General features: G+C 70.8%; 13 protein-coding genes. 3 read left to right on the top strand and 10 right to left on the bottom strand.

Translation table 11 applies throughout. The annotated features are described in order from the left end of the window. Positions 1 to 28: 28 nt before the first annotated feature. The 8 genes from CAP_RS29080 to CAP_RS29050 form a co-directional block, all read right to left on the bottom strand. Positions 29 to 1,576, bottom strand: a complete 1,548-nt coding sequence (locus tag CAP_RS29080) for a sodium:solute symporter family transporter (protein ID WP_044246906.1) — start codon at positions 1,574 to 1,576, stop codon at positions 29 to 31. Beyond that, on the bottom strand, positions 1,573 to 1,896 hold the full coding sequence (locus tag CAP_RS29075) for a DUF485 domain-containing protein (RefSeq protein WP_044246905.1): 324 nt from the start codon (positions 1,894 to 1,896) through the stop codon (positions 1,573 to 1,575). The genes CAP_RS29080 and CAP_RS29075 overlap by 4 nt, the downstream gene beginning before the upstream one ends. After that, positions 1,893 to 3,842, bottom strand: coding sequence for an acetate--CoA ligase (acs, locus tag CAP_RS29070; protein ID WP_052376253.1), 1,950 nt, complete (start codon positions 3,840 to 3,842; stop codon positions 1,893 to 1,895). The genes CAP_RS29075 and acs overlap by 4 nt, the downstream gene beginning before the upstream one ends. Before the next feature lie 71 nt (positions 3,843 to 3,913). Then, on the bottom strand, positions 3,914 to 5,308 hold the full coding sequence (locus CAP_RS29065) for a hypothetical protein (protein WP_052376251.1): 1,395 nt from the start codon (positions 5,306 to 5,308) through the stop codon (positions 3,914 to 3,916). A 450-nt stretch (positions 5,309 to 5,758) separates the two neighbouring features. Beyond that, complete coding sequence (locus CAP_RS29060; RefSeq protein WP_044246904.1) at positions 5,759 to 7,189, bottom strand: sigma-54-dependent transcriptional regulator; 1,431 nt, start codon at positions 7,187 to 7,189, stop codon at positions 5,759 to 5,761. Then, complete coding sequence (locus CAP_RS29055) at positions 7,153 to 10,326, bottom strand: ATP-binding protein (protein ID WP_044246903.1); 3,174 nt, start codon at positions 10,324 to 10,326, stop codon at positions 7,153 to 7,155. The genes CAP_RS29060 and CAP_RS29055 overlap by 37 nt, the downstream gene beginning before the upstream one ends. Next, positions 10,323 to 10,538 (bottom strand): hypothetical protein, encoded by a 216-nt coding sequence (locus CAP_RS51065; RefSeq protein WP_156041229.1) that lies wholly within the window; start codon positions 10,536 to 10,538, stop codon positions 10,323 to 10,325. The genes CAP_RS29055 and CAP_RS51065 overlap by 4 nt, the downstream gene beginning before the upstream one ends. Positions 10,539 to 10,666: 128 nt before the next feature. Next, positions 10,667 to 11,482 (bottom strand): SDR family NAD(P)-dependent oxidoreductase, encoded by an 816-nt coding sequence (locus CAP_RS29050; protein ID WP_044246902.1) that lies wholly within the window; start codon positions 11,480 to 11,482, stop codon positions 10,667 to 10,669. A gap of 115 nt (positions 11,483 to 11,597) precedes the next feature. Between CAP_RS29050 and CAP_RS29045 the strand changes: the two genes are divergently transcribed. The 3 genes from CAP_RS29045 to CAP_RS29035 all read left to right on the top strand — a co-directional run bounded on the left by CAP_RS29045 (position 11,598) and on the right by CAP_RS29035 (position 14,084). Further along, positions 11,598 to 12,170: a prolyl hydroxylase family protein gene (locus CAP_RS29045; protein ID WP_044246901.1), complete on the top strand. Its 573-nt coding sequence runs from the start codon at positions 11,598 to 11,600 to the stop codon at positions 12,168 to 12,170. 76 nt (positions 12,171 to 12,246) lie between these two features. Continuing rightward, positions 12,247 to 13,209 (top strand): diacylglycerol/lipid kinase family protein, encoded by a 963-nt coding sequence (locus CAP_RS29040; RefSeq protein ID WP_044246900.1) that lies wholly within the window; start codon positions 12,247 to 12,249, stop codon positions 13,207 to 13,209. A gap of 8 nt (positions 13,210 to 13,217) precedes the next feature. After that, a complete protein-coding gene (locus tag CAP_RS29035; protein WP_044246899.1) occupies positions 13,218 to 14,084 on the top strand; it encodes a metallophosphoesterase family protein in 867 nt (288 codons plus the stop codon). Between the two features lie 49 nt (positions 14,085 to 14,133). Here the strand turns inward: CAP_RS29035 and CAP_RS29030 are convergent, their stop codons facing one another. Beyond that, the gene (locus CAP_RS29030) at positions 14,134 to 16,461 is read right to left on the bottom strand and encodes an ATP-binding domain-containing protein (RefSeq protein WP_052376249.1); all 2,328 of its coding nucleotides are present in this window, start codon (positions 16,459 to 16,461) and stop codon (positions 14,134 to 14,136) included. A 378-nt stretch (positions 16,462 to 16,839) separates the two neighbouring features. Then, entirely contained in the window at positions 16,840 to 17,712 is an 873-nt protein-coding gene (locus CAP_RS29025) for a hypothetical protein (RefSeq protein ID WP_044246898.1), read from the bottom strand. Between the last annotated feature and the right edge of the window lie 42 nt (positions 17,713 to 17,754).

Raw genomic sequence — 17,754 nt, 5'->3', positions numbered from 1 at the left:
AAGCGGACAATGTCCCCGGCCGTATGGTTCACTCGTCGTCGGGGGCGCCGAGGTGCATGCGCCGCTCCACCTCGGGGAAGCGCGCCTCGGCCGTGGGCTCGGGCGAGAGGAGGGAGGCGACGATGCCCACCAGGAACGCGAGGGGCAGGGTGACGAGGGCCGGGTTCTTCAGGGGGAAGAGGGCCGTGGTGTTGTGCAGGATGTCGACCTGGATGGTGGGCGACAGGGCGATGAGCACGATGGCCGAGAGGTTGCCCGTGACCATGCTGATCACCGCGCCGCGGGTGGTGAACCTTCGCCAGAACATGGAGAGGATGAGGGCGGGGAAGTTGGCGCTGGCCGCCACGGCGAAGGCGAGGCCCACCATGAAGGCCACGTTCTGGCCCTTGAAGACCACCCCGAGGACGATGGCGAACACGCCGAGGACCACGGTGGCGATGCGGGCCACCTTGAGCTGCTCGCGCTCGTCGGCGTGGCCCTTCTTGACGACGCTCACCCAGATGTCGTGAGAGAGCGCCGCGGCGCCGCTCAGGGTGAGGCCGGCGACGACGGCGAGGATGGTGGCGAACGCCACGGCGGAGATGAAGCCGAGGAAGGCCTTGCCGCCGGCGACCTCGGCGAGGAGGAGCGCGGCCATGTTGCCGCCCTTGTCCACGGCCTTGATGGCGTCGCGGCCGACGAGGACCGACGAGCCGAAGCCGAGCACGAAGGTGACGAGATAGAAGAACCCGATGAAGCCGGTGGCGACGAACACCGAGGTGCGCGCCTCGCGCGCGCCGGGGACGGTGTAGAAGCGCATCAGCACGTGGGGCAGGCCCGAGGTGCCGAACATCAGGGCGAGGCCGAGGGAGACGGCTTCGAGGGGGTTCGAGACGAGCTTGCCCGGGGCGAGCACGTCGGGTCCGTACATGGTCGCCGCGCTGTCGAAGAGCCGGAGCGGGCTCCAGCCGAAGCGGGAGAGGACGAGCAAGGCGAGGAGCGTGGCGCCGCCGAGGAGGAGGACGGCCTTGATGATCTGCACCCAGGTAGTGGCGATCATGCCGCCGAAGAGGACGTAGGCGAGCATGACCAGGCCCACGACGAGCACCGCGGTCTCGTAAGGGAGGCCGAACATGAGCTGCACGAGGCTGCCCGCGCCGACCATCTGGGCGATGAGGTAGAAGGCGACGACGGTGAGGCCCCCGGCGGCCGCGGCGATGCGCACCGGGGTCTGGCGGAGGCGGTAGGCGACGACGTCGGCGAAGGTGTACTTGCCGAGGTTGCGCAGGGGCTCGGCGATGAGGAAGGTCATCACCGGCCAGCCGACGAGCCAGCCGACGGAGTAGATGAGGCCATCGAAGCCGGAGGAGGCGACGAGGCCGGCGATGCCGAGGAAGCTCGCGGCACTCATGAAGTCGCCGGCGAGCGCGAGGCCGTTCTGGAAGCCGGTGACGCTGCGGCCCGCGGCGAAGAACTCGCTCGTGGTCTTGGTCCGGCGCGCCGCCCAGTAGGTGATGCCCATGGTGAGCGCGACGAAGCCGAAGAAGAAGGCGATGGCGAGGGGGCTCGACTGGCCGAGGGATGTCTCCGGCCTCATGGCTCCCTCCGGGCGGCGCGGATGGCCTTGAGGGCGGGGTCGTAAACGCGGTTCGCCCAGACCACGTAGATGCCCGTGAGCACCCAGGCCGCGAGGATCACGGCGGCGCCGAGCGCGATACCGATGCTGAGCCCCGGCTGCACCACGCGCCCGAGCAGGGGCTTGTCGAAGGCGACGAGGAGCACGAAGCCGAAGTAGACGAACATGATGGCGACCGTGAGCACGAACGCGATGCGGCCCCGCCGGGAGGCGAGCGCTTCGAGCGCGCCCTTCTGGTCGTCGCGTCCGTGCGCCGGGGTCGGTTCTTCGAGATCGCTCATGGCACTCCTTCCTGGCTGGCCACCCTGTCGATGATCGCTTCCACGATGGTCGGCTCGGCGAGGGTGCTGGTATCGCCGAAGCCTTCGCGCTCGCCCGCGGCGATGCCGCGCAGGATGCGGCGCATGATCTTGCCCGATCGGGTCTTGGGGAGGCCAGGGACCATGTGGATGCGATCCGGGGTGGCGATGGGGCCGATCATGTGCCGCACCTGCTCCTTGAGGGCGCCGATGAGCTGCTCCTTGCTCTCAACGTGGACGTCGGGGCGCAGCACGACGTAGGCGAAGATGCCGGTGCCCTTGATGGGGTGGGGGAAGCCCACCACGGCCGACTCGGCGACGACGTCGTGCCGGCTGAGGGCGCTCTCCACTTCGGCGGTGCCGAGGCGGTGGCCGGACACGTTGAGCACGTCGTCGACGCGGCCGGTGATCCAGTAGTAGCCGTCCTCGTCGCGCCGGCAGCCGTCGCCGGTGAAGTAGAAGCTCGGGAAGCGGTTGAAGTAGGTCTCGCGGAAGCGGCGGTGGTTGCCGTAGAGGGTCCGCGTCTGGCCAGGCCAGGGGCGGGTCACGCACAGGTTGCCGTTCACGTCGCCACCGTCGATGACGCGGCCCTCGTCGTCGAGCAGGGCGAGGTCCACGCCGTAGAAGGGCAGGGTCGCGGAGCCTGGCTTGCAGGGGGTGACGCCGGGCAGGGGGGTGATCATCACCCCGCCAGTCTCGGTCTGCCACCAGGTGTCGACGACAGCGGCGCGGCCGCTCCCCACCTTGTCGTTGAACCACTGCCACACCTCGGGGCTGATCGGCTCGCCCGCGGAGCCGAGGACGCGCAGGCTCGCGCGGATGGAGCGGGAGAGGACCTCGTCGCCCGCCGCGATGAGGGCGCGAAGCGCAGTGGGGGCGGTGTAGACGGTCGCCGCCTTGAGGTCGTCGACGATTTCCCAGAGCCTGCCGGCGTCCGGGTAGTTCGGCGTGGACTCGAGGAGCACGGTGGTGACGCCGTTGGCGAGGGGGCCGTAGACCACGTAGCTGTGGCCGGTGATCCAGCCGATGTCCGCGGTGCAGAAATGGACGTCGTCTGGCTGGGCGTCGAAGACGTGGGCGTGGGTCATCGCGGCATAGACCAGGTAGCCGGCGGTGGTGTGCATGACGCCCTTGGGTTTGCCGGTGGAGCCAGAGGTGTAGAGCACGAAGAGCGGGTCCTCGGAGGCGACCCACGTGATCGGGCAGGTGGACCTGTGCTTGCCCATCTCCTCGTCGAGCCAGTGGTCGCGGCCCGGGCGCATGGGCACCTCGGCGTCGGTGCGGCGCGCGACGAGGACCGAGCGGACCTGGGAGAGGCCCTCGATGGCCGCGTCGGCGATGGCCTTTAGCGCCACCTTCTTGGGGCCGCGGGGCGCCTCGTTGGCGGTCACCAGGACCTCCGAGCCCGCGTCGAGGATGCGCTCGCGCAGCGCCTCGGCGGAGAAGCCAGCGAAGACCACCGAATGCACGGCGCCGATGCGGGCACAGGCGAGCATCGCGAAGACGGTCTCGGGGATCATGGGCATGTACAGGCACACCCGGTCGCCCTTGCGGACGCCGTGGGCCTTGAGCACGTTGGCCACGCGGCCGACGTGGTGCTTGAGCTCGCGGAAGGTGTAGACCTTGTACTCGCCGGGCTCGTTCTTGGCCCACACCAGTGCAGGCTTGCCGGGCTTCACCGCGGCGTGGCGGTCGACGCAGTTGAAGCTCGCGTTGAGCCGGCCGCCCATGTACCAAGAGAAATCCACCTCCTCGAGGTCCACGTCGAGGATGCTGTACGGAGGGTGGAACCACGACAGCGTGCGCGCTTGCTCGGACCAGAAGCGCTCGGGTTCGGCGAGGCTCTGCCGGTAGAGCGCGCGGTACTCCTCCATGCTGCGCGCGCGGGGGTTGCCCCGCTCGAGCGGGCTCGATTCCAGATCCATCATGGTTCCCACCATCCTTGCTTCCGGGGCGCCGCGCACCCCTCGCTGCTCTCGCTGTTCAGCGCTCCCGCGGTTCAGAGGTAGACCTGCGTCTGCAGGGTCACCTCGGATTTGCGGGTGTCTTCCGCGGGCTTGCCGCCCGAGCCCGCAGGGGCCGGCTGGAACACCGGCCGGCTCCGGTAGTTCACGGTGATCTTCGCGTTGTGGCCGAGGATGAGCCAGTTGAGCCCGAGGTCGGGCACGATCACCGGATCCGCGAGCGCGGTGAAGTTCGAGACCCGCAGGGCGGCGTAGGGCTGGAGCTGCCCGGCGCGCCCGAAGGTCCAGGGGGCGAGCCACCCGAAGGTGCCGTAGTAGGTGACGCCGGTGCCCATGGTCGGCAGCGCGTTGCCAGCGCCGTTGAAGGACCCCGCCGCGCCCTCGGCGATGCCCGACGAGGGGTTGATGATCCCCACGTTGCGCACGTAGCCAGGCCCGGAGTCCTCGTACTGCGCGCTCAGGTAGCCGGTGAACGCGCCGGCGCTCTTCGTGGGCAGGTCGAGGAAGGTGTCGACGCCGAGGAAGAGCTGGTCGGCGAGACGCCTCTCGCCGCCTTCGAGGTACGCCATGGCGTCACCATGGTGGTAGAAGCCAGCCCCCACGTTCCAGACGGTCTTCTTGCCGAGGTACGTGCCGACGGCGTAGGGGAGCACGTTGGCCTCCGGCTCCAGGAAGTCGTACTTGAAGTACCCGGTGACGGCTTTCTTGCGCGTCTCCGGGTTGTAGTCGGCCCGGCGCTCTCCCGGGTCGCCAGGCGTCGAGAAGGGCTCGTTGACGGCGAGGCGGTAGTCGAACTTCTCGATCTTGCCCTTCACGTACACGCCGAGCTGCCTCGCGAACTGGTCGGTCTTGTCGATGAGCGGCCAGTTGGAGATGGGCACGTCGATGGTCATCATCGAGATGGTGGTGCTGTTCGCGAGGCGCGTCGGCCCTCCCCAGTAGTGAAGCCCCGCGCCCACGGAGAGCACATTCTCGAGGATCTGGTACTGGCCGAAGGCGTCGTGCAGGTAGAGCTGCGGGCGCTTCGGGGTGTCGGCGCCCAGGCCGAAGCCGCCGGAGACCGCGCTCTGGTTGTTCATGCCGAGGTGGAGGACCATCATCACGTCCTTCGACGCCTGCGCTTGCACGAGGAGGCGCGCCCGCCGGATGGCGAAGTCGAAGGCCGAGTCCGCAGGCTGTCCGCGCAACACCGAGCCGGGGTTCAGCTCTCCGTAGCGCAGCCACACCTGGCTCCAGGCCATGATCCTGACGAAGCGGGAGCCGTCCTCACTGAGGGGGATGGTGGCGCCCTGGCTCAGCGCCGGGAACTTGTTCGCAGGCGACGGCTGCACCGGCGGGAATCCCGGCGGAGGGCTGATGACCTGAGCGCGCGCCGCGGTGCCCACGCTGAGCGCGGCGGCGGCGAGCGCGGCGGCGAGCGCGCGCTTCATGAGGACTCCCTGGGCGGGACACGGGTGAGTGCCCTGCGTTGTCGAAGCATGGAAGATGGCGAGCGAAGGGTTGCGACGTCGTCTGGAGATCGCATCGGTCGCCGCGCATCCCCCTCGTTCGTTGCCGTTCGTTGCCGTTCGTTTCGTTGCACGTTTGGCTGCACGTTTGGCTGCACGTTTGGCTGCATGTATTCGTTGCAAGCACAGGGCCAGCACCCGAGAAGCCGACCTGCACGACCCAGCCAGCACGAGGCGCGCGCGTCACGTCATCGCGACGCTCTGCGCCGTGCCTGGCGCCCGCCCCATACTGGGGCCTTTCGTAACAAGGTGACGCTACGTTCGGTAACGCGACCCCACGTCGCCCACCGCGCCCACGCCGCAATCCGCGTCCCTCTCCTGCGCTCACCCTATCCGTCTCTGGGGCTCTCGTAACGCCGGCCTCTGCCGACGTCAGCCCCCTCGGTGGCGCGGCAATCCGAGCCGCTGACGACGCTCCCAGAGGGTCTTGCGGCTGATGCCCAGGCGCCTGGCGATCTCCGTCTCCGTCAGGTGCTCCTGGTGGTCGAGGACGAATTTGCGGAAGTAGTCCTCCAGCGAGAGCGACGACTCGGCGGCGCCTGCGGGGAGGGCGGCGGCCATGGCAGACGCGTCCGGCGACGTCTCGCCCTCCTCCAGCCCGAGCAGCTCCGGGGTGATCGAGCCTCCTTCGCAGAGGACCACGGCCCGCTCGATCGCATTCTCCAGCTCGCGCACGTTCCCGGGCCACGGGTGCGCCATGATGGCGCGCTCGGCCTCGGGGCTCAGCACGAACCTCGCCTCCTCGGCGGTGCCGACCCCTGGGGCGCCGTCCACCGCCCGCACGACGCCTCCTGCCGCCGCGCGGGCGACGAAGCTGCGGGCGAGCGTCACGGCGTCGCCAGCGCGCTCGCGCAGCGGGGGCAGGCGCACCTCGATCACCCGCAACCGGAAGTAGAGATCGCTCCGGAACGTCCCCTCGCGCACCATGGCTTGCAGGTCGCGGTGCGTCGCCGCCACGAGCCGTACGCTCACCCGGCGGGCCCGCGTGGCGCCCACGTGGCGTACCTCGCCGGTCTGCAGGAAGCGCAAGAGCCGCGCCTGCGCCGAGGCCGGAAGCTCCCCGATCTCGTCGAGGAACAGCGTCCCTCCGTCGGCCGCCTCGACGAGGCCCGCGTGGGCATGCGTCGCTCCCGTGAAGGCGCCGCGCTCGTGCCCGAACAGCTCGGATTCGATCAGACCTTCCGGGATCGCGGCGCAGTTCACCGGCACGAACGCCCGGTCGCGCCGGCGGCTGTGGCGGTGGATGGCCACGGCCACCAGCTCCTTGCCCGTCCCGCTCTCTCCGAGGACCAGCACCGTCGCGTCACTCGGCGCCACCTTGCGGATGCGCTCGAAGACCTCACGGATGACCGGCGAGCTGCCGATCATGCCGAGCTCGCGGCCTCCTTCCTCCCGCGCCAGGGCGCCACTGCGGGTCGCTGCGGAGGCCTGTGCCGCGTCCAGGCCCGCGGGGCGGGGGCGGGCGAGGATCGCTTCCACGATCCGGAGCATCTCGTCGTGGTCGAAGGGCTTGGGCAGGTACTCGGTCGCCCCGAGCTTCATGGTGTCGACGGCGGAGCGCACGGTGGCGTAGCTGGTCATCACCAGGACCGGTATGCCCGGGTAGCGCGCCACGAGGTCGGTCCCCGGCGCGCCCGGGAGGCGCACGTCGGCGATCACCAGGTCGAACGCGCCCGGGTCGTGGTCGCTCTCTGCCTCGCGCACCGACCCGGCCTCGGCGATCTGGTAGCCCTGCCGCGCCAGGAGGCGGCGCAGCTCGGTTCGGATCACGAGCTCGTCTTCGACGATGAGGATGCGGGCCATGCCGACGGGCCTGGATCTTCCTTCGAAGGCGGCGCCAGGGGAAGCCGCACACTCACGGTGGTGCCAATTCCTTCCTGGCTCTCGATCTCCACCTCGCCTCCGTGCTCGCGCACGATGCTGTAGACGAGCGAGAGCCCGAGCCCCGTCCCCTCGGCTGGAGCCTTGGTGGTGAAGAACGGCTCGAAGACCCTCCCGACGAGGTCCGGGGGGATGCCGGCGCCGTGATCGATGACGCTCGCGGTAGCGGTCTCGCCGCTCGCCTGCGCGGTGACGATCACCTGCCCCCTGACGCTTGACGCGTCGCGTGCATTGAGGAGCAGGTTCACGAACACCTGCGTCAACTGCCGGCGCTCTCCGAGGACGACCAGATCCTCCGGGCACAGGTTCTCCATGGTCACCTTCCGCGCCATGCGGTCGAGGGCGACGAAGCGCATCGCGTCGTCCACGACCGCGCCGAGCGGCACCCTTCCCACCCGCGCCGCCACGCGCTGCTCGTCCGCAACGCCAGCTTGCCGCGCGCGTCCCCCCGAGCCCGCGCTCCCCGCCTGACTGAACGTCTTGAGCGAGCCGACGATGGCGCTGATGCGCAGCGCCTGCTCCACGATCATCCGCGCCCGATCGCGGACGTCGGGGGTGTCGGTCTCCTCTTCCAGGTTCTGGGCGAGGCAGGTGATGCCCGTGAGGGGGTTGCCAATCTCGTGGGCCATCCCGGCCGCGAGGCGCCCCATGGAGGCGAGGCGATCGTGGTGGATGAGCTGCGCTTGCAGGGCTTCGCGCTCGGTGAGGTCCTCGACGAGGAGCACCATGCCTCCGGACCCGCCCGCGGGACCCGCAGTACCCGCAGTACCCGCAGTACCCGCAGTACCCGCAGTACCCGCGGGACCCGCAGTGCCCGCGGTGCTCGCGATGCCCCCGGCGCCCGTGACGTTCGGTGTGCCGGCGGTCTCCGTGCCCGCGCCTCCCGGGAGGGCCGATCGCTCCAGCTCGGCGCGGTGCACCCGCAGCGACCGCTGTCCCTCGCGCGCGCGCACCGTGATCTGGTCGACGCCCTGCTGCTCTTCCTGCGCGAGCTTCCCGAGCGCCTCGCCCCAGGGCGCCGGCACCTCTCCGATGGACAGCCCCACGGCGTCCTCACCAGGCACGCCCGTGACGACCGCGAGGGCCCGGTTCCACAGGATCACGCTCCGGTCGGGGCCCAGCGCGCAGACCCCGAGTGGGAGCCCCTCCAGCACGGAGCGCAGGTAGCGCCGCAGGACGTCGAGCTGCGCCGCCGTTCCCTGGAGCACGCCGCTGCGCTGACCCAGCCGCTCCTCCAGGAACCGGATCTGGTCCGCGAGCGCCGCGTCCTCGTCCGACCCGGCGGAGGCGCCGTGGTTGATCACCATCCGCGCGAGCACGGGTCCGATGAGGCCCGACAGGTTCCGCTCCACCAGCTCCCGGAGCTGCCGCTGCTCGGCGGGCCTCAGGTCTCCCCGGTCGACGCCGAGCGCCTCCACCGCGCGCTCCACCTCCTTCTGCGCAGCTTCCTGGCCGAGTGCCCAGGCGAGGCGCCCGGTGAGGGCTTCCGCCGACGTCGCGGGTGCGACCTCGACCGGCGCGGAGCCCCTGTCCGCACACCGACGCGCCGCCTCCACCTCCGCCGCGCTCTGGCGGGTGAAGAGCGAGACGACCGCGAACAGGAGGCCGTTGATGGACAGCGACACCACGGTGGGGACCGTCCACAGATCCGGCGAGCGCATGCCCAGGCCCGCCGCGAGGACAGCCATGTCGATCGGGGTGCCCTCGGAGAGCGCGAACAGCGGGAGCATCGCGGTCGCCATCCACACGAGCACCCCTGCGCCGAGGCCGGCGAGGAACCCTGCGCGGGTCGCGCGCTGCCAGAACAGGAGCCCGAAGAGGCCGGGCAGGAACTGGCCGAAGGCCACGAACGACACGAGCCCTGGCTGCACGAGCGGGCCGGTCTGCGCCTCCAGGAGGTAGAGGCCGTAGCCGGCGACCACGATCGCTGCGATGAGCGCCCGCCGCAGCCAGAGGAGCCGCGCGTAGGCGTCGTGCCGGAGCACCTCGATCCGCGCGGGCAGCACGAGGGAGTTGAGGGTCATCGACGCGAGGGCGATGGTCGTCACGATCACCATCGCGCTCGCCGCGGCGATGCCGCCCACGAAGCCGAGCAGCGACAGCCACGCGGCGCCCATGGCGTGCGGGAGCGCGAGGACCAGCACGTCGGCAGAGACCCCCGGCGCGACCTGCTGACCGGCCCACAGGATGGGAAGGATCGGCAGGTTGATCAGCAGGAGGTACAGCGGGAATCCCCACCCCGCGGACAGAAGCCACCGGTCCGGCGGCCCCTCGGCGAAGGCCACGTGGTACTGCCGCGGCAAGAGGAACGCGGCCCCGAAGGAGAGCAGGATGAGAGAGCCCCAGCTCGTCCCCTCCTCCAGGGGCGTGAACACCGCGCGCATCGCCTCGGGGTGCGCCTCCTGCCACTGCACGAGCCCGGACACGCCCCCGAACACGCCCCACAGCGCGAAGGCCCCCACCGCGAGCAGGGCCACGACCTTCACCAGCGAGGCGAACGCCATCGCCACGGCGAGCCCTGCGTGCCGCTCGCGGGGCGAGACATGGCGGGCGCCGAACAGCACGGCGAACAGCGCGAGCAGCCCCGTCACCTGCAGGGCGAGGGTGGGGATCGATTGCTCCGACGCGAGCGTGCGCGCCGAGCTGACGACGCCCCGGATCTGCTGGGCGAGGTAAGGGACCGAGGCCACCAGCGCGAACACCGCGACCGCAGCGCCAGTGAGGCGTCCCGGGTAACGGAACGCGAACAGGTCGGCGAGGGTGCCGAGCTGGTACTGGCGCACGAGGCGCAGGAGGGGCAGCCAGACCACGGGGATGGCGAGGCACGCGAGCGTCGGTCCGAGCGCCACGGCGATGAACGTGAGGCCGTACTGCTCGGCGACACCCACGCTCCCGAAGTACGTCCAGGAGCTGGCATAGATGCCGAGCGAGAACACGTACGTCACCGGGTGCCGCGAGAGCGCCGTGGGCAAGCGTCCCCGCTCCGCCGCGTGGGCGAGGAGGAAGAGCGTCGCCATGTAACCGAGCGCTGCCGCGAGCAGGGGGGCGTCGGAGGTCACCGCTCCGGCCTCTCACGCATCTCGCGCCTCGTCGCGCGGGCGCACCACACCGCGAGGCCGACGAGGCCGAGCCACACGCCGAACGCCACCCCCCATCCCACCTCGGCGCGGGCCCACACGAGGCGCACCGGCGTCACCAGGAAGAGCACCCCTATTCCGAGAGCGATGGTCGAGATCTCTGCGGCAGAGTTGCGTTCACGTAGAGCCCCCATGGTGGGAGCTTATCCGCCCTGCCCCACCCATGGCGTGAGCATTCGCGCAGGCATCCCCACGAGGGAATGCCTCCAGCCTGGACGTGAACCGAGGGCCGTGAAGCCGCTGCCCGCGTCACGGCTGCCCTTCACTTCATCCGGCGCATGACCCGCGGCACGATCCAGTCGTAGAACGCCTGCGGCGCGCTCCGCTTCAGGTGCCAGGCGACACGGCCGTCCGCGTGCGGCAGCGCGTACAGGTCGCCCCGGTCCACCGCCTTGATCGCGAACTGAGCCACGCCGTCGGCCTGCACCTTGGACCGGGCCATCATGCGCTCAACGGCCTCGGGGCCAGCGCCCGGCACGTGGGTGCGGCCGCTCGCAGCGATGCCTGTCTTGAAGAAGGTCGGGCAGAGGACGGTCACGGTGACCCCGGACGGCCCAAGCTCGGCCCGCAGGGTCTCGGACAGGGCCACGACGCCGGCCTTGGTCACGTTGTAGGGCATGAGCGGCGGCGCGCAGAGCAGCCCCGCCGCAGAGGCCACGTTGAGGATGGCGCCGTGCCGCTGGGCGCGGAGCCGGGGCGCGAAGGCGTGGCACCCGTAGATGACGCCCCAGAGGTTGATGCCCATCACCCAGTCCCAGTCTTCGAGCGGGACGTCGCCCATCATCCCACCCACGGCGACGCCAGCGTTGTTGATCAGGAAGTCCGTGCCGCCGAGGGCGCGGTCTGCCTCGTCGGGCAGGGCGAGCACCTCCTCGCGCCGGCTCACGTCGCACTTCACGGTGGACGCCTCGCCGCCGGCTTCGCGCACGAGGCGCGCCGTCTCCTCGGCGCCCTCCAGGTTCACGTCGGCAACGAGGACCCGCGCGCTCTTGCTGCGGGCCAGCTCCAGGGCGAAGGCATGTCCGAGGCCGGAAGCGGCGCCGGTGATCACGACTCGGGGACGATCGGGCAGCGGCATGGGCCCGGCCTACCATGGCGGCGCCCGTGGTTGTGCGTGGTGTTGTCCGGTAGTGCCCGGTGTTGCCCGGTCCCTGTCCTGGAGGATCCGGCCCCTCGTCCCCCATCTTCCAGGCATGAACCTCATCGAGAAGACAGCTCTCCACGGCGACCGCCTCTTCACCCTCTCGTCCGTCCTCTCCGCCGAGGAGTGCGAGCACCTCATCCAGCGCGCCGAGGGGGTGGGCTTCGCCGACGCGCCCGTCACCGTGGGGGTGAACAAGTTCCGCATGGCGCCCGACATCCGCAACAACCTGCGGGTCATGGTCGACGCTCCGGAGGACGCGGCCTGGCTCTGGGCGCGCATCGAGCCCTTCGTCCCCGCCTCGTTCGGAGATTTCTACGCCGTGGGACTGAACGAGCGGCTCCGTTACTACCGCTACCAGGCCGGGCAGTTCTTCGACTGGCACCGCGATGGCTCCTTCATGCGGTCGCGCGACGAGCAGAGCATGCTCACCGTGCTCTTCTACCTGAACGACGGGTTCGCGGGCGGCACCACCGACTTCATGGATGGCGACGGTGATCTCTGCGTGCCGCCCCAGCGCGGGGGTGCACTCCTGTTCATGCACCAGCTCTCTCACCGCGGGGCGCCCGTGCTCGCGGGGACCAAGTACGTGCTGCGGTCCGACGTCATGTACGCCCGTGCCTGACGCGGCTGGATCAGGGTGCGCCCGATGGACAGAGGGCGGGCGCGGCCAAAGATCCTCCCTCGGAGAGATCCTCTGTATGCCGCGACCGCTGGCCATCGTGCTCAACACCGCCGCGCGAGATCAGAGCGCTGCTGGGCTCAAGCTCAGGCTGTCCGAGCAACTCCACGCCGTGGGGCTCGACGCGGATCTGGTCTGCGTGGAGCCAGGGGACGACGTCGATGCGGCCGCGCGGCGCGCCGTCGATGCGGGGTATCCGGTCCTCGTCGCGGCGGGGGGAGATGGCACCATCAGCTCGGTGGCGGGGGCGGTAGTCGGGACGGGGGTCACCCTCGGGGTGCTGCCTTTCGGGACCATCAACCACTTCGCGAAATCCGTGGGCATCCCCTGGAAGCTCGAGGACGCGGTGAAGGCCCTCGCCACGGGGCACACGGTGCAGGTCGACGCGGGAGAGGTGAACGGGCGGCTCTTCGTCAACAACTCCACCTTCGGCATCCACCCGAGCATCATCCGGTACCGGGACGAGCTCCGGGCGACGCGGGGAATGAACAAGTGGGTGGCCTACGCCATGGCCACCGCAGCGCTCGTACCGAACCACGCGCTCACCGCGGTGAGGATGATCACCGCGAGCGGCGAGCGGTGGCTGCGGACGCCCTTCGTGTTCGTGGGGAACAACGACTACTTGCTGGGAGACCTCGACCTCGGGGGTCGGCCTGCACCAGGTCACGGGGAGCTCGGGGTGAGTGTGGTCACGACCGAGGATCGGCTGGCCATGGTGCGGCTGCTCGGGGCGGCGGCCATGCGGCAGCTCCACCTGGCGCGTGACATCGAGCACGCGCGCACGCCCGAGATGGTGGCCGAGATCGAAGCCGATCGGATCCTCATCGCGCTCGACGGTGAGGTCCGGGAGTTCTCGACGCCGCTCCACTACCGCGCGCTGCCTGGAGCGCTGCGGGTGATCACGCCGCCGACCGTGGGGGCCCGGGCGACGCCCATGCGACCGACACCGACGCGAGAGCCCCTGGTCATGGTGGGCGGGTAGGCGCCGCCATGCGCACGCTCCTCCACCTGTCCGACTTGCACTTCGGCCGCGTCGACGCGGACCTGCTGGACCCGCTCCGCGACACCGCGCAGGAGATCGCTCCCGACCTGGTGGTGGTCTCGGGTGACCTGACGCAGCGGGCGAAATGCCACGAGTTCGTGGCGGCGCGCGCCTTCCTGGACTCGCTGCCCTTTCCGCAGATCGTGGTCCCCGGCAACCACGATGTGCCGCTCTACGACGTCCTCGCGCGCTTCTTCCGGGGGCTCGGGCGCTACCGGAAGTACATCACCGCAGACCTCGCGCCCTTCTGGACGGGCGACGGGATCGCCGTGCTCGGGGTCAACACCGCGCGGGCGCTCACCATCAAGGATGGGCGGGTGAGCTGGAGTCAGATCGAAGGGATCAAGGCGCGCATGTGCGGGCTCGGAGACGAGGTGATCAAGGTCCTCGTGACCCACCATCCCTTCGACCTGCCGGAGGGCTCGCACCACAAGAAGCTCGTGGGGCGAGCGCGCGAGGCACTGGTGGCCCTCGACGGGTGCGGCATCGACATGATCCTCTCCGGGCACCTGCACGTGACCCACACGGGGCACTCGGCGGAGCGCCTCAACGTGGGAGGGCATTCGACGCTCATCGTGCAGGCAGGCACGGCGACCTCCACCCGGGGGCGAGGCGAGATGAACTCGTTCAACGTGGTGCGCATCTCGCGGCAACGCGCGGAGGTCGAGCAGCGGGTATGGGATCCGGAGACGAGGAAGTTCGAGACGAACGCGCGTCAGGCGTTCGAGCGATCGGCGCACGGCTGGGTGCGGCCTCACCGAGGCCACAGCACGCAGGAGAGGCGCGGAACCAGCTCCGGCGCGAGCAGCAGGTGACGCGTCCGAGGGCGGTGGGGGCTCGTCGGCGCTCACGGGCTCAGGCGGCTCATGGCTCCGCGGGCGCAGCTTTCATGCGCTGCGGCGGCGTGGGGCTGGTACCTGGCGGAGCCCAGGGGACGAGCGGGGAAGGCGCACCGGGTGCCACGATCCACGCCTGGTGTGAGGCGCGGGTCAGGGCGACGTGGAGCATGCGCCGGTGCGCCGGGGTGTCCGGGTAGCTCGCGGCGTCGGCGTCGGGGACGATGACCAGATCGAACTCCAGGCCCTTCACCTGGGTGATCTCGGTGACCTCGACACCCGGCGCGAAGGTGAAGCTGCCATCGAGCACGAGGCGCGCCGGGAGGGCGCGGATGATGACCTCGTGGACGGCGCGCGCGGTAGCAGCGTCGTGGGCGATCACGGCGACGGAGGCGCGCGGCTCTCGCGCGGCGAGGTCACGGAGTGCCTCGGTGATGACCACCGCGGCATGCCCTTCGTCCGGCAGCATCGAGAGGAGCACCGGGGGACCTTCGCGGGCAGCGCGGGGCATGCTGGGCGGGGCGTCGGGACCGAGGACGAGGTGGGCCATCTCCACGAGGGGGCGCGGGCAGCGGTACGAGGTCTCGAGATGGGCAGGGGCGACCTCCACGCCCAGCTCGCCGACCACCGCGTCCCAGGAGGCGAAGTGGCTGGTCCGGTCGATACGCTGAGCGGCGTCGCCGGCGACGGTCGCGCTCCCGCCGGCGAGGGCGCGGCCGAGGGCACGCAGCTCGATGGGGGCGAACTCCTGGGCCTCGTCGAGGACGAGGTGGGCATAGCGCGAGAGCGCGCCCGCGCGGGTCGAGGTGCGGCCCGTCTTGCGGTAGAGCAGTTCGAGGAGGATCGCGTAATCCTCGACGTCCACGGTGCCGGCGGTGGCGTCGGGGGTGCCGTCGTCCAGGCTGCGTCCGTCGAGCGTGATCAGGCGATCGGCGTCCACGTGCGCGTAGCGGACCTCGCTGGGATCGTCGAGCTGCCTGCGGGTGTGATCGGTGAGCTGCTGGAGGACGAGCGGAGGCAGGTCGCCGCCCGCGACGCGCGCCGCCTGATCGAGCAGGGCGCGGTCGCCGACGAGGCGGCGTAGATCGCCGCGCACCCGTTCGAGCTTCCTGCGCTCCTCGCGGAGGGCGCCTTCGAGAAGGCGCTTGCGCTTCGGTGCAGCCTCCGCGAGGAGGACCTCGCCCGCGAGGCGGAGGCGCTCGTCGAGGATGGTCTCCGTGCGCGCCTCGATGGCCGCGCGGATCCGGCCATGACCCGCGAGCAGGCGGTCGAGGCGCGAGGCGATCTCGCGGGTGCTCTCCTCGATGAGCGCGTCGATGGCGACGGTGAGCGCGGGGTGGCGCTTGACGCGGCGGATGCCGAAGGGAGCCTCCTCGGCCTCGCGCGGGGGCAACCAGGGGAAGAGCCTCCGTGCCTCCCCCCGGATCCAGTCGTCGAAGGTCTGCACGAGGACCTGCTCCATGGAGAGGTCGGCGAGCATTCTCCGGGCGAGGTGGAGCAGGCCGGGCTCGGGAACCACGACGAGCACGCGGGCCGGATCGAAACGGTCGGGAGCGGCGCGGCAGATGGCGGCGACGCGGTGAAGAGCGACCGTGGTCTTGCCGCACCCGGCCGCACCGAGGACGAGCAGCGGCTCGTCGGGCGCGCGGCGGAGGAGGGCGGTCTGGGCGGCGTCGAGCAGGGACGCGAGCCGGGGTCCCCCCTCGCCGCGGCTCGGCAGCTCGGCCGCGAGGGGTTGACCGGACGCGCGGGTGAGCGTCGGGACCAGCGCACCTGGCTCGAAGCGCCAGCCATCGTCGGACCGTTCGAGCGCGCCTCCGGGCACGCTCACCGCCGCGAGCGCGCCCCGCGCGAACGTGACGATGTGTCGCCGCTCCAGCACGCCCTCCACGCTGCGGCCGTCAACCTCGATCTCGTACTCGTCCCCCGGCGCGCAGGTGAAGAAGACCTCGGCGATGGGCGCGCGGCGGTGATCGACGACGGTGACGCCGCGGCCCGCATCGAGGAGCGGGCGCGTCCCGAGGAGCACGTCGCGCACCCGTCCGCCGGTGCGCACGCGCATGTGGGCAAAGTAGGGAGCGTCGAGGTCTCCCGGCGGCGCCTCACGGCGGATGTCCTCGCGCGCGGCAACCTCGTGCATCTGCGCCAGCACTCCCGGCCTGTCCTCCTCGCCAGCGGCTTCGTAGTCGTCCCGCAGCGAGGCGAGCGCGGCCCGGACGCTCTTTCCACATCCGGCGCCTTCCAGGCGTCGCTGCGCGGCCCGGGCGGCATCGCGCGCCGCGACCGCCAGGCGCTCCTGTTCTGCAATGAGCGCGGACTCCCCGGCCGTGACGGGCCGGCCTCTCGGCGCGAGCATACACCCCTCCTGCCCCGCGATCCGGAAGCGGTCGCTGGTGAGCTGAAACCTACGCTTGGGGCGAGCGCGCTCAAGCCTTGAATTTGGCTGTTTTTTCGCTATTATGATGTGCAGGTGGAAGGCCCCTGCCGGCCCTCCGCGTCTCCTGAATCCTCTGGGCTCCACCCTGCGCCTTCGGCGTCGTCGGCGAATGACGAGAGAATCACGCGAGGTGAGCCAGCGTGGAGGCACTCCACCGCGGGCGTGCGCCTTCGTCGAATGCATGCAGGCAGCGGGAATCTGGTGAATGCATTCCAGGGTGCAGGCCCGTGATGCATTCGCGGGACGGGTTGGCACCCGTGCGAATGCCTCGTCGGGACGGTCCCCCGCCGGTCTCGCTCAGCGGAGCGCTGCGGAGGGGCCGATCGCGCTGCTGGAAGCGCCGACCTGGATGGGCGCGGGGAGGATGCGGGTCCGCACCGCAGTCCCGCCGAGGGCAGAGGTGTCGGCGAAGGCCACGAGCTCGTTGGTCTGGGCCGCGACCCTCTTGGCGAGGGCTCTCGCCGCTCCTGCAGCCGCCTCGCGCTCGAGATCACGGTGGGAGCGCTCGGCCCCGATCATCAGGGAGTGCCCCTCCACCTGCATCGGCTCGACGACGGAGAAGAGGATGGTCCCCGTGCGCACGTCGAGCAGGTCGACCTGGGCGAGGCCGCGGCTCTTCACGGTGACGCCAGGGGCGACGAACATGCCGAGGATGGTGGGGTAGAGAAAGGCCCAGCCATTGAGGTGGGTCGCGTCCTCGAAGCGCTCCGAGTAGAGGAGGAGGTAGCGAAGCCGGTAGCGCGCGGCGATGACCCGCAGCCCTTCGAGGCCGCCGCCGTGGGGCAGCTCGGTCGAGATGTCGCTCACGTGCGAGAAGTGGGGGTGGCCCGTGAGCGCGCGCGCGAGGTCGCGCGAGGCGACGCTGCGGACCGAGAGCGAGACGTCGCCTCCCGGCTCGAACGCGCTCGCCAGGGGGACCACCCCGACCCGCGCGGGAAACTGCAGATCGATCGGAGACTCGAGCACGCGCTGCAGATCGCCCTCGGAGAGGGACCCAGAGGCATCCTTGGCGTACAGGGAGTGGGTCATCACCGGAGCCGGAGCGGGCGCGGCCGCCACCATGCCCCCGGGGGCCTGCATCGGGCCGGCAGCGCCGCAGCCGGTGAGGAGCGAGGTCGCGGCGGTGATGAGGGCGAGGGCTTTGGCGAGGCGCGAGCGGGAGGCGTTCATGGCGGCGGTTCCTTCGTCGTCGTGGGGACGCGCGAAAGAACG

Origin of the sequence: Chondromyces apiculatus DSM 436 (genome assembly GCF_000601485.1) — a bacterium.
GTDB classification, from domain to species: domain Bacteria; phylum Myxococcota_A; class Polyangia; order Polyangiales; family Polyangiaceae; genus Chondromyces; species Chondromyces apiculatus.
This window is presented reverse-complemented; position numbering and strand designations above follow the sequence as displayed.